Annotated in this window: 21 protein-coding genes; 10 read left to right on the top strand and 11 right to left on the bottom strand. The window is 51.1% G+C overall.

The genetic code is table 11. From position 1 onward, the window contains the following. Nucleotides 1-128 precede the first annotated feature (128 nt). Nucleotides 129-1,757 carry a phosphoenolpyruvate carboxykinase (ATP) gene (pckA, locus tag BZG82_RS09600; protein ID WP_077765720.1) on the top strand — a complete coding sequence of 543 codons (1,629 nt, stop codon included), beginning with the start codon at nt 129-131 and terminating at the stop codon, nt 1,755-1,757. Nucleotides 1,758-1,883: 126 nt separating this feature from the next. Next, nucleotides 1,884-3,734, top strand: coding sequence for an AsmA family protein (locus BZG82_RS09595; RefSeq protein ID WP_077765719.1), 1,851 nt, complete (start codon nt 1,884-1,886; stop codon nt 3,732-3,734). A 4-nt stretch (nt 3,735-3,738) separates the two neighbouring features. Here BZG82_RS09595 and BZG82_RS09590 read toward each other — a convergent pair whose 3' ends face one another. Genes BZG82_RS09590 through BZG82_RS09580 form a run of 3 tightly spaced genes read right to left on the bottom strand, consistent with a single transcriptional unit; the run spans nt 3,739 to nt 6,067 of the window. After that, nucleotides 3,739-4,683 carry a bifunctional GNAT family N-acetyltransferase/hotdog fold thioesterase gene (locus BZG82_RS09590; RefSeq protein WP_077480053.1) on the bottom strand — a complete coding sequence of 315 codons (945 nt, stop codon included), beginning with the start codon at nt 4,681-4,683 and terminating at the stop codon, nt 3,739-3,741. Nucleotides 4,684-4,707: 24 nt separating this feature from the next. Next, entirely contained in the window at nt 4,708-5,142 is a 435-nt protein-coding gene (dtd, locus tag BZG82_RS09585) for a D-aminoacyl-tRNA deacylase (RefSeq protein ID WP_069591243.1), read from the bottom strand. After that, nucleotides 5,114-6,067 carry a virulence factor BrkB family protein gene (locus BZG82_RS09580; protein ID WP_077765718.1) on the bottom strand — a complete coding sequence of 318 codons (954 nt, stop codon included), beginning with the start codon at nt 6,065-6,067 and terminating at the stop codon, nt 5,114-5,116. Before BZG82_RS09580 ends, dtd begins: the two co-directional genes overlap by 29 nt. A gap of 70 nt (nt 6,068-6,137) precedes the next feature. Between BZG82_RS09580 and BZG82_RS09575 the strand changes: the two genes are divergently transcribed. After that, nucleotides 6,138-6,773 carry a DUF2959 domain-containing protein gene (locus BZG82_RS09575; protein ID WP_077480055.1) on the top strand — a complete coding sequence of 212 codons (636 nt, stop codon included), beginning with the start codon at nt 6,138-6,140 and terminating at the stop codon, nt 6,771-6,773. Between the two features lie 58 nt (nt 6,774-6,831). Here the strand turns inward: BZG82_RS09575 and typA are convergent, their stop codons facing one another. Then, a complete protein-coding gene (gene typA / locus BZG82_RS09570; RefSeq protein ID WP_077455753.1) occupies nt 6,832-8,658 on the bottom strand; it encodes a translational GTPase TypA in 1,827 nt (608 codons plus the stop codon). Between the two features lie 516 nt (nt 8,659-9,174). On the opposite strand from typA, the gene glnA reads away from it, so the two are divergent. The 6 genes from glnA (at nt 9,175) to add (ending at nt 17,592) form a co-directional block, all read left to right on the top strand. Beyond that, nucleotides 9,175-10,584 carry a glutamate--ammonia ligase gene (glnA, locus tag BZG82_RS09565; RefSeq protein WP_069591248.1) on the top strand — a complete coding sequence of 470 codons (1,410 nt, stop codon included), beginning with the start codon at nt 9,175-9,177 and terminating at the stop codon, nt 10,582-10,584. A gap of 111 nt (nt 10,585-10,695) precedes the next feature. Continuing rightward, nucleotides 10,696-11,250 (top strand): DUF4124 domain-containing protein, encoded by a 555-nt coding sequence (locus BZG82_RS09560; protein ID WP_077765717.1) that lies wholly within the window; start codon nt 10,696-10,698, stop codon nt 11,248-11,250. 124 nt (nt 11,251-11,374) lie between these two features. After that, complete coding sequence (glnL, locus tag BZG82_RS09555) at nt 11,375-12,439, top strand: nitrogen regulation protein NR(II) (protein WP_069591252.1); 1,065 nt, start codon at nt 11,375-11,377, stop codon at nt 12,437-12,439. Beyond that, nucleotides 12,432-13,841 (top strand): nitrogen regulation protein NR(I), encoded by a 1,410-nt coding sequence (gene glnG / locus BZG82_RS09550; protein WP_077765716.1) that lies wholly within the window; start codon nt 12,432-12,434, stop codon nt 13,839-13,841. The genes glnL and glnG overlap by 8 nt, the downstream gene beginning before the upstream one ends. Before the next feature lie 120 nt (nt 13,842-13,961). Further along, the gene (locus BZG82_RS09545; protein ID WP_158075996.1) at nt 13,962-16,505 is read left to right on the top strand and encodes a bifunctional diguanylate cyclase/phosphodiesterase; all 2,544 of its coding nucleotides are present in this window, start codon (nt 13,962-13,964) and stop codon (nt 16,503-16,505) included. Nucleotides 16,506-16,590: 85 nt separating this feature from the next. Next, nucleotides 16,591-17,592, top strand: a complete 1,002-nt coding sequence (add, locus tag BZG82_RS09540) for an adenosine deaminase (RefSeq protein WP_077765729.1) — start codon at nt 16,591-16,593, stop codon at nt 17,590-17,592. Between the two features lie 50 nt (nt 17,593-17,642). Here add and hemN read toward each other — a convergent pair whose 3' ends face one another. From hemN to BZG82_RS09510, 5 genes are all read right to left on the bottom strand, one after another. Further along, nucleotides 17,643-19,016, bottom strand: coding sequence for an oxygen-independent coproporphyrinogen III oxidase (gene hemN, locus BZG82_RS09535; RefSeq protein ID WP_077765714.1), 1,374 nt, complete (start codon nt 19,014-19,016; stop codon nt 17,643-17,645). Between the two features lie 173 nt (nt 19,017-19,189). Next, entirely contained in the window at nt 19,190-19,684 is a 495-nt protein-coding gene (locus BZG82_RS09530) for a DUF2489 domain-containing protein (RefSeq protein WP_077765713.1), read from the bottom strand. Nucleotides 19,685-19,697: 13 nt separating this feature from the next. Beyond that, a complete protein-coding gene (yihI, locus tag BZG82_RS09525; protein WP_077481524.1) occupies nt 19,698-20,177 on the bottom strand; it encodes a Der GTPase-activating protein YihI in 480 nt (159 codons plus the stop codon). Continuing rightward, nucleotides 20,174-20,815, bottom strand: a complete 642-nt coding sequence (locus BZG82_RS09520) for a class I SAM-dependent methyltransferase (RefSeq protein WP_077765728.1) — start codon at nt 20,813-20,815, stop codon at nt 20,174-20,176. Before BZG82_RS09520 ends, yihI begins: the two co-directional genes overlap by 4 nt. Nucleotides 20,816-21,529: 714 nt before the next feature. Further along, the gene (locus BZG82_RS09510) at nt 21,530-22,147 is read right to left on the bottom strand and encodes a c-type cytochrome (RefSeq protein WP_069590267.1); all 618 of its coding nucleotides are present in this window, start codon (nt 22,145-22,147) and stop codon (nt 21,530-21,532) included. A 149-nt stretch (nt 22,148-22,296) separates the two neighbouring features. On the opposite strand from BZG82_RS09510, the gene yihA reads away from it, so the two are divergent. After that, complete coding sequence (yihA, locus tag BZG82_RS09505) at nt 22,297-22,950, top strand: ribosome biogenesis GTP-binding protein YihA/YsxC (protein ID WP_077765711.1); 654 nt, start codon at nt 22,297-22,299, stop codon at nt 22,948-22,950. 516 nt (nt 22,951-23,466) lie between these two features. Here the strand turns inward: yihA and BZG82_RS16745 are convergent. Then, nucleotides 23,467-23,514 carry a hypothetical protein gene (locus BZG82_RS16745; RefSeq protein ID WP_438616993.1) on the bottom strand — a complete coding sequence of 16 codons (48 nt, stop codon included), beginning with the start codon at nt 23,512-23,514 and terminating at the stop codon, nt 23,467-23,469. Nucleotides 23,515-23,710: 196 nt separating this feature from the next. Continuing rightward, the gene (gene polA / locus BZG82_RS09500; protein ID WP_077663223.1) at nt 23,711-26,461 is read right to left on the bottom strand and encodes a DNA polymerase I; all 2,751 of its coding nucleotides are present in this window, start codon (nt 26,459-26,461) and stop codon (nt 23,711-23,713) included. Nucleotides 26,462-26,590: the final 129 nt, after the last annotated feature.

Here is a 26,590-nt window from a genome sequence, read left to right as displayed (position 1 = left end):
GGTCAGTACCCTACAATCAAAATAGCCCTAGTGTGCGTGCGGTAATTTTTTGCAGTAACTCCCTGAATGGCACTATTCAGGTTGCTAGCATAAAGACAGTTAACAACATCTTACCCCAAGGAGCACCTATGACTGTCCTGAACGTCGAATCCGAAGTCGCCGGCATCGATCTTTCCCGTCATGGTCTGGAAAATGTCAAAGAAGTCATTCGCAATCCCTCTTATGAACAGCTGTTCGAGGAAGAAACCAAACCTGGGCTGGAAGGCTACGAAAAAGGCGTGGTGACTGAGCTCGGCGCTGTGGCGGTGGATACCGGTATTTTTACTGGCCGTTCACCAAAAGATAAATACATTGTGCGTGATGACACCACCCGCGATACCGTGTGGTGGTCCGATCAAGGGAAAAACGATAACAAGCCGATTGATCACGCCGTTTGGAAAGATTTAAAAGCCTTAGTCACCCAGCAACTCTCTGGCAAACGTCTGTTTGTGATTGATGGCTACTGCGGTGCCAACCCTAACACGCGTTTACGGATCCGTGTGATCACCGAAGTGGCGTGGCAAGCGCACTTTGTGAAAAACATGTTTATCCGTCCTACCGATGAAGAGCTAAAACACTTTGAGCCCGACTTTGTGGTCATGAACGGAGCTAAATGCGTCAACAATAAATGGCGCGAGCAGGGTTTGAACTCAGAAAACTTCACGGTCTTCAACCTCACCGAGCGCATGCAGCTTATCGGCGGGACATGGTACGGCGGCGAGATGAAAAAAGGCATGTTTGCGATGATGAATTATTTCTTGCCTTTGCAAGACATCGCGTCCATGCACTGCTCGGCAAATATGGGCAAAGACGGCGACGTCGCGATTTTCTTCGGCTTATCTGGCACGGGTAAAACAACCCTCTCCACCGATCCGAAGCGTCAGCTGATTGGCGACGACGAACACGGCTGGGACGATCATGGTGTGTTTAACTTTGAAGGCGGCTGCTATGCAAAAACCATTAAGCTGTCCAAAGAAGCAGAGCCCGATATTTACAATGCCATTCGCCGCGATGCGCTGCTTGAAAACGTCACTGTACGCGGTGATGGCCGTATCGACTTTGACGATAACTCCAAAACCGAAAACACCCGAGTGTCTTACCCGATTTATCACATCGATAATATCGTTAAGCCCGTGTCGAAAGGCGGACATGCCAACAAGGTGATCTTCCTCTCCGCGGATGCGTTTGGTGTGCTACCGCCGGTGTCTAAACTGACGCCTGAGCAGACCAAGTATCACTTCCTGTCTGGCTTTACCGCGAAACTGGCCGGCACTGAGCGTGGTATTACCGAGCCGACACCGACTTTCTCAGCTGCTTTCGGGGCCGCATTCTTGACCTTGCACCCAACCAAGTATGCAGAAGTGCTGGTCAAACGCATGGAAGCGGCAGGTGCAGAAGCCTACCTAGTGAACACTGGTTGGAACGGCTCAGGCAAGCGTATTTCGATTAAAGATACCCGCGCCATTATTGACGCTATCTTAGACGGTTCGATTGAGAAAGCAGAAACGAAGACGATTCCTATCTTCAATCTCACCGTGCCCGTCTCACTCGACGAGGTCAACGATGGCATCCTTGACCCGCGTGACACCTATGTCGATCCACTCCAGTGGGAAAGCAAAGCGAAGGACCTTGCCCAACGCTTTATCGATAATTTCGACAAGTATACCGACACCCCAGAAGGGGCTGCTTTGGTTTCAGCCGGGCCTCAGCTCGACTAAATCATCCCACTTACGCCCCATAGCAATATGGGGCGTACTTTTTGCCTAGCAGTTGAATTTAGGCCACTTTTGCGCCAGTCTTAATCCATTCATCGTCACCGTTTCTCGCTCCGATAGGATTTGCCCATGCGCATCCTGGCCAAACTGATTGCCAGCTTGATCATCCTGATTGTCACCGCGCTTTTCGTGGTTGTGGTGCTTTTGCATACCCGTTACAGCACACCTGTCTTTAATACCCTCTCCCAGACCCTGTTACCCGGTAAACTCACCGCGGCACAAGTGGGGTATCACTGGCGCTCACCGCTGCAACTGACATTGATTCAACCGGATTATCAAGCCTCCCAAACCGATTGGCATGCGGATAAACTACAACTTTATATAGACCCCGCCACCTTTCCACACATTGCTTGGCTACGCATTGATGGTATGGATATTGACCTTAATGCGCTGGACGCCAACCCTTTGCGGGAATTACCTCAAGGGCTAACTATTGGTCGAGTGCTACTGAGTGATGTCACCCTGCGCACGCCGCATTGGCACGCCACCAATGTGCGAGCACAACTCGATAACTGGCAAAAAGGCGCCCAAGCCTATGGCACAGTGAAAGGACGAGCACAATGGGAAATAGGATCGCTTAACGGACAAGGTATCGCCTTAACCCAGTTACTCCTGGATGCGAAACCGAGCGACCAAGGGTGGGACATTCTAGGCGCCTCGATGCAGTGGCAACGCGCTGCAATCAGTGCGCAAGGCCATTGGCAACCCGGTACCCTCGCGCTCGAGCAACTCACCATCAGCGATGCGGTGATTGATAGCGAGCAAACCCGCCAGACGCTCGCACAAGCACTCGCGGCTTGGCCTCGCGATACCGTGTTAACTGTCGCCCGTGCCGACGTAAGGCAACTCAGCGCAGAAACGCATCCCCTGTCGGTGAACCAGTTAACCTTCTCGGCACAAAATCTTCGTTTCGCACCCGACGCGCCTTGGTGGTATCAACCGGCGATGCGATTGTCATTCAACGCCGATTATCTACGCTGGCAAGGCCAAACTTGGGAACAACCGCTGGGCGATATCGAGTGGCGAGATAACACAGTGATCGTCAATCAGCTCACCAGCCAATTGCAGGAGGGCTTTTTTGCTGTGTCTGGCCAATTCGCCCAGAACAATTGGCAAATAGACCGTTTTCAAGCCAACGGTTTAACCCTCTCTCGCCAAGAACTTGCTCCCATTCAAGCCCTGTTACCCGGTATACCGACCCAACTGAGCATCACCAGTTTACAGTTAAAGCATAACGAGTGGCTCAACTTATCCCCTGACTTTGCCACCAAAATCAGTGGTATTGATGTGGATGGCCAGTCTCTTGAGATCCGCGACGGCGAGCTGGTCAATGGTCTCATCACAGCCAGCGCCAACCATGCAAGTATTAACCAGCAGTGGCTCGCAGAGCCCTACCTGCGTCTTGAGGCTCATGATCGCAAGCTTCAGCTACACCAATTATTGTTGGGGTTTCCCGATGGCCAACTGGCGCTATCTGGACAGATCAATCTCGCCGCACCAAGCCTACCTTGGTCGCTGTCCGTTGACGGTTTGCAAATTCCCTTGTCCATTTACCATGCTTGGTTTGAATGGCCATTGCCGCTAGAGGGCTTTCACGATATTGAGGGGCAATGGTCAGGATTGGCAGGAGACGCACACAGCTTTAAGGTGGGGTTGAACGGTCAATTAGCCGTGACTTTCCTCGACAGCGCAGCGGCGCAAACAGACCCATCTGTGGACGAGCCATGGTCTATTCGGCTTGCACACTGGTTGAAAGGAGAGGCTGCCCCACCTGTGGAAAGCCACCTAGTTCCGCTACCCTTTGCATCGCTGACGCTCAATGCCGATCGCGGTGACATTCGCGCCACGCTCAGCGGCGAGCAAACCCTGTCACTTCGCTGGCCGATTTATCAAGCGACAGAGCCTAACGTCGGCGAATAAAGCGCTAACGCAGCAGAGCCAGTTGCGGGGCCGGTTGCGTGGTTGCCGCATCATCCGATGGCAGTAAAACATAAGTGCCCGTGAACACCCCAGCCTGTTCGTCACCACTGAAAAACGCCACTTCTAGCGTCACCCGCGCTCGACGACCGTTTTCGAGTCGGTCTAGATCGCCGCTTAAACTGTCTAAAGACACGCTGGCGCGGGGACGCTCTGCCACCGGACGACGATAGCGAATATGGCTGTCTGCGAGCACAATATCAGCACTCAACTGGCGCTCTTTCATCAGCAACCACACCATGCCCCAACCAGCGAGCGTGGCAAGACTGAAAATGCTGCCTGCAAACATGGTGTGATGCGGGTTTAAGTTGGCATTGAGGTTAGCGCACACTTCGAAGCGATAACCGGTAAATTGATTGATTTTGACCCCCATTTTGTCACTAATGGGGATCTGGTGCTGCCAACGCCTTTGTAGCTCAGCGCACCATTCAGGGCGACGCACCACATCCGACAGTGGGTCTAAATGCTTCACCATTTGTTGGTGTCGGATAGGGCCACGCTCATCACTCAACTCACCTTGGCTAATGAATTCATGCTTGGCGTAAAAACTGACCGCGTCCTCACGCGCATTACAGACTAAGCGCTTGGCCCCTTCTTGGCGCGCTAAGGACTCTAACGCCATCAGCACCAACGCGCCCAGACCTCGGCTGCGATAGTCCGGTGAAACCGCCATATAACGGATTTGACCGTCGTTATCTGGGGTCAGATACAACCGGCCAATCGCTACAGGCTCGCCATTGCCATCGACAATCATTCGATGGCAGGCACTCACGTCATATGCGTCGCGCTCAGAGCCACGCGGGGCATGCCAAGGCTCGCGTAGCATGCGATAACGAAAATCGTAATAACGCGCCAGATCTTGCTCTGTTTGTGGCGTCACCATTCGGAACATGCCTGTCTCTCCCTGTTAGGCTGGTTAAACCTGAAGCCAAAATGTGACCGGTCCATCATTGACCAAACTCACTTTCATGTCTGCGGCGAACTGCCCAGTTTGGGTCTGAAGCCCCGCTTGGCGACAGTGATCACAAAACAAATCGTACAAACGCGCCGCCTCTTCCGGCGCCGCGCCTGAAAAGCTCGGCCGCATCCCTTTTTTAGTATCCGCTGCAAGGGTGAACTGCGAAACCACCAGCAGCTCGCCTCCAGCCTGAGCAACATTGAGGTTCATTTTGCCGGCATCGTCTTCAAATACCCGATAGCCAGTGACTTTGTGCGCCAGTTTGGCAGCCTGCGCATCGGTATCCCCTTTTTCTACGCCTAATAGCACCACCAGCCCTTTGCCGATGGTGCCGAGGGTATTGCCCTCAACCGTGACGTTCGCTTCACTCACGCGTTGAATTAAGGCGATCATAACGCTCCTTATTGTCTTCATTTTCAATCACAGCAGGGACAGGTGTGTCTTGCGACGCCGCATCCCCTTGGGGACGCCACAGTGCTGACTCATGCAAGGTGGCTGTCACTTGCGCACCAAACAACACGATGCACCAACTAAAATACACCCAAACAAATAAAATCGGCACCACGGCCAGTGCACCGTATATCAGCTGATAGGAAGGAAAGTGCGTGACGTACAACGCGAACACTTTTTTGCTCAATTCAAACAAAATGCTGGCAGCTGCCGCGCCCACTAACGCATGGCGTAATCGCACTCGGGTATTCGGCACCAGCGTATACAGTCCCATAAACGTGAGCGTGGTTAATACAAAGGGTAATCCACGCAGCAATGTAGTAAATAAATCACTGGCGACACCGCTTTGTAAGAGCGATAGCGACGTCAAATACGAGCTCAAAGCAATACTGGTACCAATCAAGATAGGGCCCAGTGTCAGCACCATCCAGTAAATTGAAAAGGCGATCATCATTGGTCGCTTGGTCTTAATCTTAAAGGTGTGGTTCAAACTTTTATCAATGGCAGAAATGAGCATAATGGCGACCACGAACAAGAAGCTGACCCCCACCGCGGTCATCTTGCCCGCATTGGCAACAAACTCATTGAGGTAATGCGCGACGATTTCGCCCGCCGCTGGGACGAAATTATTGATCACAAATTGCTGCAGTGTTTCGCCTACTTGCGAAAAGCCGGGAAAACTCGAGAACGCAGACAGCACCACAGTGACAAGCGGGACCAAGGACAACAAGGTGACATAAGCCATATAGCCGGCACTCACAGTGAGCCTATCTTCTCCCATTCGTTGCCACAAATGACGAACCATGGCCTGTAGCCAGTCACGTGAGCATTGCCACGAGGGCATGTCACGCAGCGGATTATCGAGCATACCTTGTTCCTAACCTTGTGTTAGCCTTACGCTTATTCAGTGTACATGATTTATAACCAAGGAGTTGCCTGTGCGGGCCGTGCTACTATTTTTGACCAGTTTAACCCTGCTAACCGGCTGTCAGTCTGCCTATTACGCCGCGATGGAGCAAGTCGGCGTTCATAAGCGCGATATCATGGTCGATCGTGTTGAAGATGCCGCCAGTGCGCAGCAAGAGGCACAAACCCAGTTTAACGACGCGCTTGAAGCATTGACCGCATTGACGCAGTTTGATGGCGGCGAGTTACAAGCGGCTTACGATACGGTCAATAAGCACTATCAAAAAAGCGAAGCAGCAGTGACTCAGGTGCGTGACCGCATTGATGCCTTGGACGCTGTGGCGCAGGCCTTATTTTCCGAGTGGGACGAGGAGCTGGCGCTATACACCAATCCACGCCTCAAACGCGAGAGTGCCCAGCGTTTGCGAGCCACACAAGCCGAGTATCAGCGCTTGTATGATGCCATGCAACGCGCCGAACGCACCATGACACCCGTGCTAAATACGCTGCAAGATAACCGCTTATATCTGAAACACAATCTGAATGCACGCGCCATCGGTGCACTCCAAGGCGAATTCAAAAATCTCGCCGGCGATATCGATCGCGCTATTGCCGATATGCAGCGTGCCATTCAAGCATCCGATCGGTTTATTCAAACCCTTAATTAATCCATAGGCACAAAAAAAGGCACCCGAGGGTGCCTTTTTGACGCTTCGCATTCACGATTTAGCCTTTACGGCCTGCACGCTTACGCTCAGTTTCAGTCAGTAACTTCTTACGAATACGGATGCTTTCTGGTGTCACTTCCACCAGCTCATCGTCATCGATAAACTCAAGCGCTTGCTCAAGGGTAAACTTGATGGCAGGTGTCAGTACCTGTGCATCATCGGTACCAGACGCACGCACGTTGGTCAGCTGCTTGCCTTTCAAGCAGTTAACGGTCAGATCGTTAGAACGGTTGTGAATACCGATGATTTGACCTTCGTACACTTCATCACCGTGCTCAGCAAACAGACGACCACGCTCTTGCAAGTTAAACAGAGCATAAGTCAGTGCTTTACCCGCTGCGTTAGAGATCAGTACGCCGTTAACACGTTGACCGATATCACCGCCTTTAAATGGGCCGTAGTGGTCAAACGTGTGATAAATCAAGCCAGAGCCCGAGGTCAGGGTCAAAAACTCAGTCTGGAAGCCAATCAGGCCACGAGACGGCATCATAAAGTCCATACGGACACGGCCTTTGCCGTCAGGCAACATATTGGTTAATTCACCTTTACGCAGACCGATGTTCTCCATCACGCCGCCTTGGTGCTCTTCCAGTACGTCAATGGTCACGGTTTCAAACGGTTCCAGTTTTTGACCATCTTCTTCTTTGATGATCACTTCTGGACGTGATACCGCAAGCTCGTAGCCTTCACGACGCATGTTTTCGATGAGGATAGACAGGTGCAGTTCACCACGACCAGATACGCGGAACTTATCTGGGTTATCCGTTTCTTCAACGCGCAGTGCAACGTTGTGTACCAATTCTTTTTGCAGACGCTCAAGAATGTTACGCGACGTAACGTATTTACCTTCCAGACCCGCAAATGGCGAGGTGTTCACTTGGAAAGTCATGGTTACCGTTGGCTCATCGACGGTCAACGCTGGCAGCGCTTCTGCATTGCTTGGATCGCAGATGGTATCTGAAATTTTCAGCTCGCCAAGACCGGTGATAGCAATGATGTCACCCGCTGTCGCCTGCTCAACGTCGTTACGCTCAAGGCCCAAGTAGCCCAGTACGCCACCTACTTTACCATTACGTTTGCTGCCGTCGGCGCTAACAATGGTCACCTGTTGGTTAGGCTTCACTGAGCCGCGAGTAATACGGCCAACACCGATAACGCCTTTGTAAGAGTTATAGTCCAGCTGAGAGACTTGCATTTGGAATGGGCTGTTGATGTCAACATCCGGCGCTGCAACGTTATCAACGATCGCATTGAACAGCGGTTCCATGTTCTCGCCTTCGGTGGCTTCATCTAGGCTCGCCCAACCGTTTAGTGCAGAGGCGTAAACCACTTGGAAATCTAGCTGCTCGTCGGTCGCACCCAAGGTATCAAACAGATCGAATACCTGATCCATCACCCAGTCAGGACGCGCACCAGGGCGGTCAATTTTGTTGATAACCAAAATTGGCTTCAGACCGTGTGCGAACGCTTTTTGGGTGACGAAACGCGTTTGTGGCATTGGGCCGTCAACCGCATCAACCACGAGCAACACAGAGTCAACCATCGACATGATACGCTCTACTTCACCACCGAAGTCGGCGTGTCCTGGAGTATCGACGATGTTGATACGGTAGTCATTCCAATTAATGGCGGTGTTTTTCGCCAAAATGGTGATGCCACGCTCTTTCTCAATGTCGTTCGAGTCCATGACACGCTCTTCCACTTCACCGCGGGTTGCTAGCGTGCCGGACTGCTGCAGCAGCTTATCCACTAGCGTGGTTTTACCGTGGTCAACGTGGGCAATAATGGCGATATTTCTCAATTTATCAGTCTGTAAGTTGGTCATGGACTCTCTTTTCACTCGATAGACGGGGGCGCGCGCCGAACCTTGGGTTAAACACACCTACCACGACGGTGCCGCCACCTGATTAAAAAAACGGCCGTAATGTACCAGATTTTGTCGCAAAACCCACCTAAATATGTGAATCAGCGCAAAGACAATGACGGACTCTTGTGTTCACACTGGTGAATTATTAAGCAAATACAACGGCTCAGTGAGAAAAAGACCAAGATGAATTTTTAAAGGCAAACCACACTCTCACCGCCATTTGTCTGCTATAACTTCGAGGGCTGCACGGCTGTCGTACGAATCCAACACCACTGCCAAGTTATTTGCACCATAGCAATGCATTGATGCACAATAATGGTGCATACAGACAGTGTTTCGGTTCCCATTACTCGTCGCGTTGCCCGTCAATGGGGCAATTAGCTCGTTTAAAATTGTTGGCACAGTTTTCGCTTTGTACTGTGCAAGGAGCAAACCCAGCTTACCCTTTTATTTTGACACCGGAGGTTATTTCACATGTCAGTAGAAAACGTGCTCGCATTGATCCAAGAGAACGAGGTGAAATTCATCGATCTGCGCTTTACCGATACCAAGGGTAAAGAGCAGCATGTCTCTATTCCTTCACACCAAATCGATGCTGACTTTTTCGAAGAAGGCAAAATGTTTGATGGCTCATCCGTCGCCGGTTGGAAAGGCATCAACGAATCAGACATGATCATGATGCCTGACCCAAGCTCAGCCGTGCTGGACCCATTTACCGAAGAAAGCACGCTCAACATTCGCTGTGATATTCTCGAGCCCTCAACCATGCAAGGCTACGAGCGTGACCCTCGCTCGATTGCGAAGCGCGCCGAAGACTACATGCGCGCAACTGGCATTGCTGATACTGTCCTGATCGGTCCTGAACCAGAGTTTTTCTTGTTCGATGACGTGAAATTCGCCACCGATATGGCCGGCTCTTTCTATAAAATTGATGATGTCGAAGCGAGCTGGAACTCAGGCTCGGCGTTGGAAGGCGGTAACAAAGGCCACCGTCCAGGCGTAAAAGGCGGCTACTTCCCAGTTGCCCCTGTGGATTCATCACAAGATATCCGCTCTGCCATGTCATTAGTGATGGAAGAAATGGGCCTCGTGGTTGAGGCGCACCACCACGAAGTGGCAACTGCAGGACAAAACGAGATCGCAACCCGCTTTAATACCCTGACCACCAAAGCGGACGAAATTCAGATCTACAAGTATGTCGTGCATAACGTCGCCCACGCCTTTGGTAAAACCGCGACCTTTATGCCAAAGCCACTGGTTGGTGATAACGGCTCGGGCATGCACGTACACCAATCACTCGCGAAAGACGGTCAAAACCTGTTTGCCGGTGACAAGTACGGTGGCCTATCCGAAACCGCCCTTTATTACATTGGCGGTATCATCAAGCATGCGCGTGCCATCAACGCCTTTGCCAACGCTTCGACCAACTCGTACAAGCGTCTGGTTCCTGGTTTTGAAGCGCCTGTCATGCTGGCTTACTCCGCACGTAACCGTTCTGCGTCCATCCGTATTCCGGTGGTGCCGAGCCCGAAAGCACGTCGTATCGAAGTCCGCTTTGGCGATCCGTCTGCGAACCCATACCTGTGCTTTGCTGCGATGCTGATGGCTGGTCTTGACGGGATTAAAAACAAGATCCATCCAGGCGATGCGATGGATAAAGACTTGTACGACTTACCCGCAGAGGAAGCGGCAGAAATTCCAACCGTTGCCGAGTCTTTGAAAGAAGCCTTGCAAGCCCTTGACGCCGATCGTGAATTCTTGACGGCTGGTGGCGTGTTCTCGGATGACTTTATCGACTCTTACATTGGCCTAAAAGCCGGTGACGTGGAGCGCATCCAAATGACCACGCACCCTGTTGAGTTCGAACTTTACTACTCAGTGTAAAGCGCCCACCAACAGAAATTACGGCCCACCTCGCAGGTGGGCTTTTTTATGCTTGAGCCCGCCTACTGCCGTTTTACACTCAGTGTTTTACCGTGACAAGGCACAACAAACATGAAATGGCTTCTCGTAATTTGGTTGCTTATCACACTGCCTTGTGCAGCCACCAGCGTCTATCAATGGACCGATGCGCAAGGGGTTTTGCATCTCAGTGATACGCGGCCGGTTGGCGAGATGTCGGTCACTGAGCATACGGTGACATCCTTTACGCCATCCACGCCGCCTGTCTCGCCTTCATCAAACCTGACGCCTGCCTCCTCAGCCGAGCCGGACGTCGCGGTGGCGCTCTCACTCACTCACCCTGTAGAAGGCGCGACCTTGCGCAGCAATCCCGGCAAGCTCACAGTCTCGGCATCAGTCCGTCCCGCCCATGCAGCCACAGAGTCGGTAGTATTGCTCCTCGATGGTGCAAAGGTAGCGCTTTCCCCCCAGCAAACCACACAGCAAGATCAGCGAACTTTGCATTGGCATATCGAGCCGGTCGATCGGGGCACTCACACGGTGCAAGTTCAATACATTGAAAACGGCAAGGTTATTGCATCATCTCCCGTTCATCGTTTCTTTTTGCACCGTGCACATCTCAATCAACCGTCGCGTCAGACGCACTAGTGAGGCGGTTATCGCCTGATGACAACCGGTTGAGTTCACAAAGCCACTGACGGGGGCTGCACGGTGTACAGAGTTTGATTACACTCAATGCACCATTGTAGTGCAAACAAGGATTCAGCCGCACATGATGCCAGGGCAACTGTTCGATCATCTGCTAACGGCCATTGTCGTGGTCGACACACAATGGCGTATTTTGTACGCCAATGCAGCCGCTGAGCAGCTGATGCACCAAAGTGTCCGCCGTTTAGTTAACCAACCGCTCACAGAACAGCTTCAACATGCCAGTGTGGATTGGTCACATATCGTCAGTACCACACAAGCCGGACAGAGCTTGACCGACAGTGATGTGACTTGGGTGGTCGACGGCCAACCACAAAAAGTTCAGCTTAGCGCGAGTCCACTATTTGATGATCCAGACGGCGGGAAAATCCTGCTCGAAGTCAATGTGGTCAGCCAGCAGCAACGGATCAGTAAAGAGCTCGCCCAAAAAGCACAGCAACAAGCGGCCAAAGAATTAGTCCGAGGATTAGCGCACGAAATAAAAAACCCGCTCGGTGGCTTACGTGGCGCGGCACAGCTGCTGGAAAAAATGTTGCCCGATGCGAGCTTGGCCGAATACACCCAAATCATCATTGAACAAGCGGACCGGCTGCGTAATCTCGTCGACCGGCTACTGGGCCCGCAGCGTCCGGGGCTGCGACAAAAGCAAAATATTCATGTGGTGCTGGAAAAGGTCCGTCAGTTAGTCAATCTCGACACGCAGGGCGCGGTCGATATCATTCGCGACTACGACCCTAGCTTGCCGGATTTTGACATGGATCCCGAACAACTCGAGCAAGCGATTCTCAACGTGGTGGCCAATGCTGCCGACGCGGTGCGCGAGCAAGCCGATGGACAAATTACCTTGCGTACACGCACAGGGTTTCAAACCGTGATTCATGGCATGCGTCATCGCGTCGTGGCACAAATCGAGATTATCGATAACGGGCCGGGCATCAGCCCCGAGCTGCAAGATACCTTGTTTTACCCCATGGTCACCAGCAAAGTGAACGGAAATGGCCTCGGGCTTGCGATTACTCACCACCTCATTGATCAGCATAAAGGAAAGATTGAGGTCAATAGCTGGCCTGGGCACACCTGCTTTATCATCCAATTACCGATTATTGAAAAGGACACCACGCATGAGTAAAGGAACCATCTGGATTGTTGATGATGACAGTTCCATTCGTTGGGTCATGGAGCGCACCTTAAGCGCCGCCAATTTAGCGTGCCAGACATTTTGTGATGCCGACAGTGTGTTAAGCGCGCTGCGAGAGCAAACACCCGATGTGTTGGTCTCCGATATCCGCATGCCGGGCACGGATGGGCTCGCCCTTCTCCATCGTGTTCACGAGCAACATCCGGATTTGCCCGTGATCATTATGACCGCACACTCAGATTTGGATGCCGCGGTGAATGCTTACAAAAAGGGCGCATTCGAGTATCTGCCCAAGCCATTTGATATTGATGAAGCCCTAGCCTTAGTCGAGCGTGCACTGGCACATCGCAAAGAGCAGCAAAAGCAGCAAACCACCCAGCCTTCTCAAGCGGACATGCCAGAAATCATTGGCGAGGCGCCCGCCATGCAAGAAGTGTTTCGCGCCATCGGCCGGCTGTCTCGCTCATCGATTTCAGTCTTGATTAACGGCGAATCTGGCACAGGGAAAGAGTTAGTGGCGCAAGCATTGCACCGCCATAGCCCCCGCGCTAACCATGCTTTTATCGCACTCAACATGGCCGCGATTCCCAAAGATTTGATTGAATCTGAACTGTTCGGCCACGAAAAAGGCGCCTTTACCGGTGCAAACTCGGTGCGCCAAGGACGGTTTGAGCAAGCCAATGGCGGCACGTTGTTCCTCGATGAAATTGGCGATATGCCACTGGATGTGCAAACACGTTTGCTCCGTGTGCTGGCGGATGGACAATTCTATCGCGTCGGTGGTCACGCCGCCGTGGATGTGGATGTGCGGATCATCGCCGCCACCCACCAAGATTTAGAGCGCTTAGTGGCCGAAGGCGCATTTCGAGAAGACTTATTCCACCGCCTGAATGTCATTCGCGTCCATTTACCGTCTCTTAAAGACCGACGCCAAGATATTCCTCAGTTGTGTCAGTATTTTCTCGCCCGCGCTGCGGAAGAGCTCGGCGTCGAAGCCAAACAGCTCCATCCAGATACCAAGGCCATCATGAGCCAACTACCTTGGCCGGGAAACGTACGTCAGCTAGAAAATACCTGCCGGTGGTTAACCGTCATGGCCAGTAGCAATGAGGTCTTACCCAGCGACTTACCTCGTGAGCTGCTTCACCAGCCCATCCGCCTCGCTGAGAACGAAGAGCAAGACTGGCAGCACGCATTGGCGCAATGGGCAAAACATGCGATTGCCAGTGGCCAACACGGCATTTTGCAACAGGCACTACCGAGTGTTGAGCGTATATTGTTGGAGTCAGCATTGGCACACACCCATGGCCACAAGCAGGATGCAGCGAAAATACTCGGATGGGGACGAAATACACTCACCCGCAAGCTAAAAGAGCTTAATATTGAGTCATGACTCATTATTAAAACTCAAACACTTTGAACCTCTGCTAAATTTAATAACAGTGATTGGGGTACAATCCGCCAATTGTGTTGGGTTCTTAAGAAGAGTTAAGTTGTTGTACTAATGAGAAACATGCGTCCCCTTTCGATTCGAGCAGCTGTCATGTTACCCGTGTTTCTCGTACTCACGCTGACACTGATTGTGATCGTTTTTACAATCAACAATCATTACCAGTCCAGTTCGCGTTTCGTTGGTAAGTTACTGCTTACCGACTACTCTCAGGGGGTTGAGCACGACTTACGCCAATACCTCGAAAATCCGTTTTACGCCAATGTCTTTGTCGCTGACAGCGTGGCGGCGTGGGCGAAAGATCGCAACCCCACCCCACAAGACATTCGCAATTACTTGCTCAACAGCTATACCTCCCTTTTTCAAGCTATGCCTCATATGCAGGTGTTGAGTATCGGTGTCGATGCCCGCGGCGACTATTACGGCTACCGCAAAAGCACCAGTGGCCAATACATCCTCATGGAGCGCAGTGATGAGACCAACCGCGCCTTACGCATCTTCGATGGGCGTACGCCTTTATCCAATGTGATTTATCAAGATGGGGATTACGACCCCCGTGTGCGTCCTTGGTATATTCCTGCCTTTAACCGTGAGCAGCCTCGCTGGACCGATATTTATCGCGATGCTGATGAAGTGGGAGAAGTCTCGCTTTCTGCCATTGCCCCCATTCAAATAAACGACAAAGTATGGGGCGTGGTTGCCAGCGACATCAAACTAACTGCTTTCAATCAGTTTTTAAGTGAGCGTCAGCAAAAGCTGGGCGGTGCCTTATTTATTGTCGATAGTGAAGGGCGCATGCTGGCACATAGCGGCCAAGACAGTCCGACCAATATTCTTCATTTTCCAGGCGTCCCCAATAACTCGGTGCTCAACAATACCATCAGAAATATCTCCGATGACTGGCCCCCTGCGCCCTCGCAATTGGGGCAACCTTTTTATTTTAAGATTGCCGACAAGGGCAATTTTTACGGCATAATCAAGAAGGTAGACATGGCAGCACCTTTCCAACACGACTGGTATGTGGTGGTGGCCTTGCCCGATCAATTACTGCTAGAGAGCTTACTCAACCAACAAAAGATCAGTGTCTACCTCGTGATAACCATGGCGCTAGTTGGGTTAATGGTGGTGTATTTAATTATTCGCCAGCTCACCCGCCCTTTGCGCGATACCGCGGAAGCTGCCGCCAAGCTTGCTTCAGGGAACCTGACGTATCGGATCAATACCTCTGCCAGTTTGCGAGAAATCGCCATTCTTAAAGATGCCTTTAACAACATGTCCGACAAAGTGCAGGACTCGTTCAATGCACTACGTCTACAGGTCCGTCAAGACAACTTAACCCGTTTGTACACCCGAGAAGGCTTATTAGAACAAGCCAACACCATCCGCTATCACACGCCCAACACCTTAGTGATCCTCGGCATCAACGGGTTTCGCAACATCAACGACAGCCTTGGCCAAGACGGCGGCGACCAACTGCTGTGCACCATTGCTCAGCGCTTAACCGATCTCGCGGATGGCACTGGAATGTTGGTGTCACGGATTCGCGGTGATGAGTTTGCAGTACTGGCTCCCAACACCACCAACCGCACTCAGTCAGAAGCCTTGGTGAATCAATTACTCAGCCTGTTTAAGCGTCCGGTCAAAATCGGTAACGATGAGGTCTTGGTCGATGCATGTGCTGGGGTAGTCTTTGGCCACACCTTTGGCGATGCCATTTACGAAGGATTGCAACACGCAGGATTGGCACTGAGTGAGGCAAAACGCAGTGAAACCGATGCCTATGTTTTCTTTGAGGCCAGTATGCAAGCGCGTGTCCAAGAGCAGTCGCGCTTGCTTCTCGAGCTTCATCATGCCGTGCAGCACCATGAATTTGTGGTTTACTATCAACCTCTTGTGCGTCTTGTTGATGGCCGTTTCTGTGGCGCCGAAGCACTGGTCCGTTGGGAAAGTCCCAGTCGGGGTATGGTGTCGCCCGCCGAATTTATTCCGGTGGCCGAACAAAGCGGTTTAATCAATCAAATTGGTATGCAAGTGCTCGAACAGGCTGCGTACGATACCGTCGCTCAAATTGAAAAAGGCGTGTGGGCTGCGGATTTTCAGCTGCACGTAAACTTATCCGCCCGCCAGCTTTTATCCGCTGATTTTATCGATAAGTTGCAAGATGTCCTGTCACGTACCCGCTTGCCCGCCGATAACCTCACCTTAGAGATCACCGAATCTCAATTGATGAGCCACGAGCAACTGGCAACATCAGGGCTAACTAAAATCCGTGCACTGGGCATCAAAATAGCCATTGACGACTTTGGGACCGGCTATTCTTCACTGGCATACCTTCACCAGATGGCCTTTGATAGTTTAAAAATCGATCGCAGCTTTGTGCATTCGATGACTGAAAATGTGACCAACCAGCGCATCATTGAAGCCGTAGTAGCCATGACCCGTGGCATGGACGTCCATCTGGTTGCCGAAGGGATTGAAACCCAAGAAGAAGCAATTCGACTGCGTGAAATTGGCTGCCACTACGCCCAAGGGTTCTTGTTTGCCAAGCCGCTTCCTTTGGCCGAACTGCCAACAGAACGGGTAACGGATAAGCTCCCCACGCGATAGTTGTCACGTCATCGGCATACTGGCTACTGACGATGTGATGGTCAATCGCTATACTGAGCGCCAACTCACCTGCTGGGAACCGATGATGATAAGAAAAGACCTACCCTTGACGGACTTACACCGCCATCTGGACGGCAACATCCGTATCGAGACCATTTTAGAGTTGGGGCAAAAATTCGCGATGCCTCTGCCCGCCACTGATATCGAGTCATTGCGCCCACATGTGCAAGTGGTTGAAAACGAGCCGGATCTGGTCGCGTTTTTGTCCAAGCTGGACTGGGGTGTCGCCGTGCTGGGTGACTTGGATGCAGTGCGCCGTGTGGCGTATGAGAACGTCGAAGACGCATTAAACGCACGCATTGATTATGCGGAACTACGCTTTTCGCCCTACTACATGGCGATGAAACATCAACTGCCTCTCGAAGGCGTGGTGGAAGCTGTGGTCGATGGCGTGCAAGCCGGTAGCCGTGACTTTGGCGTAAAAACCAACCTGATTGGCATCATGAGCCGCACCTTTGGCCCTCAAGCTTGTATGGCTGAGCTAGATGCATTGCTGACCCAGAAACATCAATTGGTCGCCATCGATCTGGCCGGTGATGAGCTGGGCCAACCTGGCGATCAATTTACCCAACACTTCACCAAAGTCCGTGCCAGCGATCTGCAAGTGACCGTGCACGCGGGTGAAGCCGCGGGTGCGGCCAGCATGTGGCAAGCCATCAATGAACTCGGCGCGACCCGAATCGGGCACGGGGTTAAAGCGATTGAGGATCCAAAACTGATGGACTACTTAGCCGAAAACCGTATCGGGATTGAAAGCTGCCTAACGTCGAACATTCAAACCAGTACGGTGGCGGATTTGTCTCAGCATCCGGTACGTCAGTTCCTCGATCACGGTATTCTTGCTTCGTTAAATACCGACGATCCCGCCGTCGAAGGCATTGAACTCCCGTATGAATACGAAGTGGCTGCCCCTGCTGCGGGCTTAACTACTGCGCAAATCCACACACTGCAAGAAAATGGCCTGACCATTGCTTTCTTGTCTGACAGTGAGAAAGCGGCACTGACCGCCAAAGCCGCGGCCCGCTAATTTGCGAACCAAGCGCCAAGAAAAAAACCGCCGTTTGGCGGTTTTTTTGTTTAAATCACTCGCGAGAACTGTTGTTGGCGAGCCCTATCCCGTAAATAAACATCAAAACTCATACAGATGTTACGAATCAACATGCGCCCCGTTTTGGTCACAGCAATGCTGGTGTCGGTCAAGGCGACCAAGCCATCATCGACAAAACACTGCAAGAGTTTCAGATCCTCGGCAAAATAGCCATCAAAGTCGATGTCATACTCGGCCGCAATCTGGGCTTTATCCAAGTAAAAATTACACATCAGTGCTTTGATCACATCACGGCGGATCCGGTCATCGCGCTCTAGCATCACGCCTTTGCACAATGCATGGCGCTCAGCATCCACTTGCTGATAATACTGCTTCATGTCCTTTTGGTTTTGCGCGTAACAATCGCCAATCATCGAAATCGCCGACACGCCCAACCCCAGTAAGTCACAATCACCTTGCGTGGTGTAGCCTTGGAAATTGCGGTGCAAACGCCCTTCACGCTGCGCGACAGCCAGTTCATCATCGGGCAGAGCAAAATGGTCCATGCCGATAAATTGGTAGCCAGCATTGGTTAATGTGGTGATGGTCTCTTGCAGCATAGTCAGCTTGGCATCTGGCGATGGGAGATCGTCGTCTTTAATCTTGCGCTGCGCAGCAAACAGCGATGGCAAATGCGCATAATTAAACACCGACAAACGACCCGGACGCATCGCTAGCACTTGCTCTAAGGTCTTGGCAAAACCCACTGGCGTTTGTGTGGGTAAACCATAAATTAAATCAAGATTGGTGGAGCGAAATCCCAGCTCACGCGCACGCTCAACCAAGGCGTGGATAAAGTCTTCGTCTTGCTCTCGATTGACCAACTGCTGCACTTTTTTATCAAAGTCCTGCACGCCAATGCTAATGCGGTTAAACCCCTCACCGCGCAAGTGATCAAGCATATCCAATGGGATTTCACGCGGGTCGACTTCAATGCTGATTTCTGCCTCAGCCTCAAAGTGAAACTCTTGGCGTAGCAAACTCATCAAGCGGGATATTTGCGGTTTAGTTAAAAATGTCGGCGTTCCCCCACCCCAATGCAGCTGAGTCACTCGACGCGTGCCCAGCAAAAACGCACGCTGGCGAATTTCATGCTCAAGCGCATCCAGGTATTCATCTGCTTTATGCTGATGGCGCGTCACCACTTTATTGCATCCGCAGTAATAACAAAGCTTATGGCAAAACGGGATATGTACGTAGAGCGATAAGGGCCGGTCAGGATACTGGCTACAGGCCATATCAAATTCAGCGGCCGTAAAGGCTTCGTGAAATTCTAACGCGGTAGGATACGAGGTATAGCGGGGCCCTGAATAGTTGTACTTATTGATAAGGGCTTGATCCCAAATAACTTGTGGTGAGGACATAGCTTACAATTCCGCAAAGAGCGCTCAGGACAACAGCGCCTAGTGTGCCACAGCTTTTGGTGATGTGTTGAGCACTAACCGGCGCTAGCGATGCGAAAATGTCGGTGAGATCGAGTTTCGCCCAATAATTATAGGGGTATTGCGCGGTCAGAAGATAGACCGCGCGACTGGCTTTAATGGGTCAGGATATGATCAGGGATATGGCGACCGCCCGTAAACGCGAGAATCTCGGCCAACTCGGCCTTAATCGCTTGCTCAAGGCGCGCTTCGTGTTTCGCCCGTTCTAGGTCAAACTTCATACGCTCTTTCTTTTTCAGCGCACTGCGCGCCTCGCCGCGTGGGGTATCTTTCACCGCTTCATACAGCTCAAACAATGCGGGGTAACGGCGATCAAACTCGACCCGTTTATCGCCTTGCAAATGATCCATGATCATATAGAGCCGAATCGCCGCTTCCGATAAATCACACTGATCGTTAAGTGCGGCAAACGCAATCACGTCGACACTCTCGACAATTTTATCGTTGCGCTTGGCAATCGCAGACTCTTTTTGCTGCGCTTGTAAGGTGTTTTGGCGTTTTAATTTAGCCAGCAACACCCCCGCATAAATGGATAGGCCGAGAATAATTAATCCGCCTAGTCCGGCTAATACCCAGATCCAATCCTGCACCTGTTACTCCTCGTTAGTCGTCCTGTTGTTCAAATTTTGCCAGCAGGTCGTCTTCATCAGTGTCGTCGTCATTGAGTAAGCCAAGCTTATCCATCAGCACTTCAATGCGATCGAGCTTTTCATCCACATACGCTTGCAGACCAGAGCCTAACTTCTCACCATTTTCGATACGATCCAACAACACATTCAGTTGTGGGTCTTGCTCGAGTTTGGCAAGCTCCTGCTCAGGCGTGAGTTTAGGCTGCTTTGGTTTCACCGCATCCGTCCCGAGTGGGATAGGCTTTTTACTGCCAATGCGCGGGTCTTTACTACCACCGCTGCGGCGCGTTTGCGTTTTACTTTCTTCCGAATGACGCGAGCCGGCTTTCTTACCTTTGCGCTTTTTCTGCTTTTTCAGCATGCGCGCAATGCGATCTTGTTCATTCTGGTTTTTATCTACGTATTGCGCCGGGCCTTCCGATCCTACGCGGCGCGTTTTCTTTTTACGCGTCATGACAGTGGTTTCCTCATTAAAATTACGTCGTTGCCAACAAATTCAAGCGCAAGGCCCGATTTCGCGGCTAAAAACTCAAAAGTATGACGGCTAAAAAAGCTCACGTGTGTGGGGTCATTTTTGTAATGCCAACGTGAGAATGCCGCTTGGTCTGTGACCAACTTGGTCATCACCCCGAGCCATCCACCGGGCTTCAGCATGGCTTGCCATTGTTGCCAAGCCACGTCGGGTTGATAAAAGTGTTCGATAGCTTCTGTACAGGTAATAAAGTCGTACTGCCTCTCTAAGACCTGTGCATCTGGCGCATAGAAGGGATCATAGCAGGCCATAGTGTGCCCTGCGTCAGTCAGCATCCTCGCCAACACCGGCCCCGGTCCACAACCAAAATCGAGCCCGTAAGCATGTTGGGGTAACCGTGTCATTAACGGTGTGAACAGGCGGGACAGAAAACGTTTATAGCCTTCATCCTCAGCATGATTTTGGTGCAAGTCGTAAATCGCCTTCTCGTCATCCGCCGATAGCAACGCATCACGGTCAACGAAGACTAACTCACACACTGCACACTGAAAGTACGCTCGCTGTTTATCACTATGGTAAGGGTGTACGCCTTGGTGCGCACATAATGGGCAATGCTGCATATCATTCTTCAATGCCAGAAGCTGGCGCGAATGTAGCAGAAAGTGGGTCAATAAAAAAGCGACAGGCATAAAGCCTGTCGCGGTATCGCCTGAGCGATATAAGCGGGTGTCGTCCGTCCTGGTACGTCTTTCGTCCCTGCTTGATGGCGCTGTGCGCCCTTTGTATCAACGTCCTGTTGCTGTGGTGGCTACCTGCCTAACCGTCGCATCCTGCGTCCTTGTCATCATGACAACCACGGCACTGTCCTCGTGCATCACACTCCTTGTGCTAACGCGCTCCATGCGCACCACCTTGGTGGCGTCACCTTCCTGGCGTTTCCCCCGCGCTCCGTGCAGGTGATGCATCAACGTCCTGTCGATGGGGATAGAATACTACAACCACGCCCATTGCCTAGAACTGCAGCCAAAAACAAATCAGTACAAGAATAAGATTTAGCTTTAAGGTTTTGATTATATTGTTTATTTTTTATTATCTCGCATAAATTCTATCTATTTTCCACGGCAATCTATGGGCGATCTCTTACAGAAAAAACCGCTCTTTTCGCGGTAAGGCCGTCTGCGTCAATGGGTCAGCTGGACAGAGTCGGTTGGTATGAGTAAAAAACCGAAGATAAACGCTAAGCGGGTAAGACGTCAGACAACAAAAAAAGCGAAAGCGGCCTGCGCCCCTTTCGCTTTCAATATATATTCGTGTCGCCGCGAGGCAATGCTGTCTTAGTGCAGGCCACCAAGATATTTCGACAACGCATCAATCTCGTTGTCGGTCAGCTTCGCCGCCACAGAGCGCATCATTTGATTCATATCGTTATGACGATCACCATCGCGGAACATTTTCAGCTGACTCGCTAGGTATTTCGCGGGCTGGCCAGAAATTTTGGGGAAACCAGAAGAAGGCGTACCATTACCGCGCGGACCATGACACGCAGTACAGGCTGCAATGCCACGCTCAGGATCACCTGCCATATAAAGCTGACGGCCAATCGCCACCGAGCCTTCAGGCGTAGTGCCAGGCTTTGGCGTCAAGGTTGCATAGTAAGCCGCGAGATCAGCCATGTCTTGCTCTGAAAGCGGTGCAACCATGCCTGCCATCACAGCATTGTAACGACCTTGCTCTCCGCCGCTTTGCGCGCCGAGCTTAAATTCCTTTAATTGCTTTTCAATATAGTTGGCGTGCTGACCCGCCAAGTTGGGGTAGTCAGGCAAAATGCTATTACCATCGGCACCGTGACAGGCGGCACAGGTATTGGCTTTTGCTTTGCCCGCTTCAGCATCTCCTTGGGCCCAGGCTGAGGCGCTGGCGAGGAGGGTCAATATTAGCGCTAATTTCTTCATGACATTCCATTTATAATTATCAAGCTTCCAGTACCACTACTTCGTTACCGTCATGGTACAATAACCGATCAAAAACCGAGCACGGTTATTTTACACAAATTCACACAAAAGTAATCAGTCTACTACACCAAGACGAGACGGAGTTAACAGTGGAGCAATCGCTTAATTACCGTAACACCCAATTTGTTACCAGCGCACCCGATATTCGCCATCTGCCTGATAATACTGGGATAGAAATCGCGTTTGCTGGTCGTTCCAACGCCGGCAAGTCTAGCTCCCTTAACCGTCTTTGTGACCAAAAGAGCCTTGCAAAGACCAGTAAGACGCCGGGGCGGACACAATTAATTAACCTTTTTAGGGTGGACGATGGTTGCCATATTGTCGACCTGCCCGGCTATGGTTTTGCCCAAGTGCCACTGGAGATGAAAGAAAAATGGCAACGCTCACTGGGTGAATACCTACAAAAACGCGAGCAGTTGGGCGGACTGGTGGTGTTGATGGATATTCGTCATCCCATGAAGGATCTTGATCAACAGTTGATTCATTGGGCAGTGCAATCCAACCTGCCTGTCATGGTGTTACTGACCAAAGCCGATAAACTAAAATCCGGCGCCCGTAAGCAACAACTGATGAAAATCCGTGAAGCCGCACTGGCGTTTTGTGGCGATGTAGAGATTGAATTGTTCTCATCCCTAAAAGGCATTGGCGTCGATAAGCTTCGCCGTAAGCTCGACACTTGGTACCACCAAGCGCCTGAGGAGAGCGTTCTCGACGAGACTTCCCCTGATGCAGAGCCGGAGTGATCGCCTGTTATACGCCGAGTAAGCTGCATTTATAAGCTCGTCTAGCCTGAAGATGGCAGAGAAAATAAAGTCCCCACCTGAACAGGTGGGGCAACGGGAGAGAAATAGGATTTATCTTATTATCGCGACAATTTTTATAGACAATCGCCCATAACGCAAGTATCGCTTTGTCGAACCATTAGTCTCGCCGCACATTCACTTTGATTCCTGCCTCAAGGTCACAAAACCATCACTTCGGGCAAAATTGCCCAAAAAAAAGCCGACCCTAAGACAGGATCGGCGAATCTTTGTGCGTAAGCGATCTGATAAGACCCCGTAGACACATAAAGAACAAGAAGCTGCGCGCATTATAACCAAGCTCATCGTTAAAATTAAAGTAATTACTCTAATTTTTTTGAAAAGAATGGGAATAGGCGAGCCAGCGAAACATAAAAAGGCAGTGGCAGGGTGTCTTCATCGGTTGGGAAATTGCCAATAAAAAAAGCCCCAGTCAGTATCCTGACTGGGGCTGCTGAATCAGCCAAATCCAATAACGTGAAACAAAAGGTCTGAAAGATAGAACATCTTACCTCTGTACCCTACGCCAATAACTGTATATCAAATGCACAGCGTTGAAAAGTATCCTACGTAATTTTTTTTCATAAATTTGTATCGAAATGTACAAAAAGACGCCAAAACAGCAAGATAAACGGACGAAAAAAAAGCCGACAGGGTGTCGGCTTTAGCTTTTTTGTTATTAAACCACAGGAAAAGCCGTGATTTAGTGGGCTTCACCCCAGTTATTACCGTGTCCAGACTCGGCAATCAGAGGCACGTCCAAGTCCGCCGCCGACTCCATCAGTTTCCGTACTTCACTTTCAACTTTGGATAAAGATGACGTTTTAACTTCCAGTACCAGTTCATCGTGAACTTGCATCACCAGACGGGCGTCATCCGCGGCATTGGCTTGAATCCATTGATCAACCAGTATCATCGCACGCTTAATAATATCGGCCGCGGTTCCTTGCATCGGCGCATTGATTGCCGCGCGCTCGGCCCCTTTACGACGCATCCCATTACGCGATTTAATTTCCGGCAAATAGAGACGACGGCCAAAAATGGTTTCTACATAGCCTTTTTCCGCCGCTTGCTCACGGGTGCGGTCCATGTAGGCCTTTACGCCTGGGTAGCGCTCAAAGTAGGTATCCATGTAGCTTTGTGCTTCTTGACGGCCAATCCCTAACTGACGGGACAGACCAAAAGCACTCATACCATAAATCAGACCAAAGTTAATCGCTTTGGCGCGGCGACGCTGTTCACTGGTGACCTCGTCAAGACTCACCCCCATCACTTCCGCTGCGGTGGCGGCGTGAATATCTTTGCCATCACGGAACGCTTCTAGCAAGGCTTTATCGCCGGATAGGTGCGCCATAATTCGCAATTCGATTTGCGAGTAATCGACCGCCAAAATGGTGTGATCCGGTTCCGCGGTGAAGGCTTCTCGAATACGGCGACCCTGTTCGTTACGAATGGGGATATTTTGTAAGTTCGGATCGGTGGACGATAAGCGCCCCGTCGCGGTGACGGCTTGATGATACGAGGTATGCACGCGGCCGGTTTGCGCATTGATCATGCGCGGCAATTTGTCCGTGTACGTCGATTTGAGCTTTGCCAGCCCACGATATTCCAAAATCCGTGCTGGCAGCGGGTAATCGAGTGAGAGCTCTTGCAGCACTTCTTCATTGGTTGAAGGGCTACCTGATGGGGTTTTCTTCACCACCGGCAGGCCCATTTTCTCAAACAAAATCGCTTGTAGCTGCTTGGGCGAGCTTAAGTTGAACTCTTCGCCGGCAATCTCAAACGCTTCACGCTCAAGCTCAATCAAACGAGTATGTAACGCCTCTGATTGGGTCGCCAACTTGTCTTTGTCAATTAGCACACCATGACGTTCCATACGAGACAACACGCTGACTAGCGGCATCTCGTAGAACTCAAAGATGGTTTTCAGTTTCTCGTCACTGGTGACTTTTCCAATCAGGTATTGGTGCAAACGCAACGTAATATCAGCATCTTCTGCCGCATAAGGTGCTGCTTGCTCAAGAGGGATTTGGTTAAAGGTCAGTTGTTTCTTGCCTTTCCCAGCAATGTCTTCAAAACTGATGCAGGTGTGCTGCAAGTAGCGCTCAGCGAGGCTGTCCATGTCATGGCGTCCCGCCACACTGTTATAGACGTACGATTCTAGCATGGTGTCATAAGCGATCCCTTTTAAGGTGATCCCATGACGCGCAAACACACTGGCATCATATTTCAAATTCTGGCCGACTTTCGCCGCTGAGGGATCTTCCAACCAAGGACGCAACACCTCCAGCACCTCATCCAGCGATAATTGCGCCGGCGCTTCCAGATAATCATGCGCTACCGGTACATACGCCGCTTCACCCGGCGCGACGGCAAATGAAATGCCAACCAGATTGGCTTCCATATAGTTGAGGCTATCGGTTTCCGTATCGACCGCCACCACCTCAGCGTCACGAATTTTTTTCAGCCAAGTGTCCAGTGCGTCCCGCGTTAATAGCGTCTGGTAGCCACTGCGGTCAATCGTGGTCTCTTGTGGGATAGGCTCATCAGACACCGCCTCTTCCGGCGCATCGCCTTCATCCAGCTCTTTGAGCCAGCGGCGGAATTGTAAGTCACGATACATGGTCACCAAGGTGTCATTATCAGGCTCTTGCTTGACTAGCTGTTCAGGGGTGAAATCCAGTTCAACATCCAATTTAATCGTGGCGAGCTGATAAGACAGGTAAGCGGCGTCTTGATGCTCAGTCAGTTTTTTCGCCATGCTTTTCGCGCCGCGGAAGCTGAGCGCTGCAATCTTATCGAGGTTCGCGTAGATATCATCCAAGCCGCCTAGATTGGCAATCAACGCGGTCGCGGTTTTATCACCCACACCCGGTACGCCAGGAATGTTATCGACTTTGTCGCCCATCAAGGCAAGGTAATCAATAATATGCTCAGGACCAAAGCCATACTTTTCACGCACCGCCTCAGGATCCATCACCACATTAGTCATGGTGTTGATTAAGGTGACATGCTCATCCACCAGCTGCGCCATGTCTTTATCACCGGTGCTGATCAGGACCGGCATTCCCGCTTTTGAAGCTTGAGTGGCGAGTGTACCAATCACATCATCGGCCTCCACCCCTTCTACCGCGAGTAAAGGCAGCCCCATCGCTTTAATAATCTTATGCAGAGGTTCAATTTGCCCGCGTAGGTCATCTGGCATGGGTGGACGGTTGGCTTTGTACTGCTCGTACATATCGTCACGAAATGTCTTCCCTTTGGCATCAAAAATCACCGCCACATGTGAATGGGGAAATTGTCGCAACAAACTACGCAGCATGTTCACCACCCCAAAGACGGCTCCAGTGGGTTCACCTTGGCTATTGGTGAGGTTAGGAGACGCATGGTATGCCCGGTAAAGGTACGAAGAGCCATCCACAAGGATTAACGGATTGTCGGGAAGAGTTGCCATATCAGAATCTTGGTTGCCAGTTAAACACGTTAGCTGCTAAGCATGCCACGAGTCGTCATTCCTGTTAACCACGGTTTTTCACATCCATAGCCTGAGCTGTGGATAAGTTTGTTGGTAAATATTTTATAG

It is taken from the genome of Salinivibrio sp. PR5, from assembly GCF_001996085.1.
Classification (GTDB): domain Bacteria; phylum Pseudomonadota; class Gammaproteobacteria; order Enterobacterales; family Vibrionaceae; genus Salinivibrio; species Salinivibrio proteolyticus.
The sequence above is the reverse complement of the archived record's forward strand: the minus strand, read 5'-3'. Positions and strand labels throughout refer to the sequence as shown.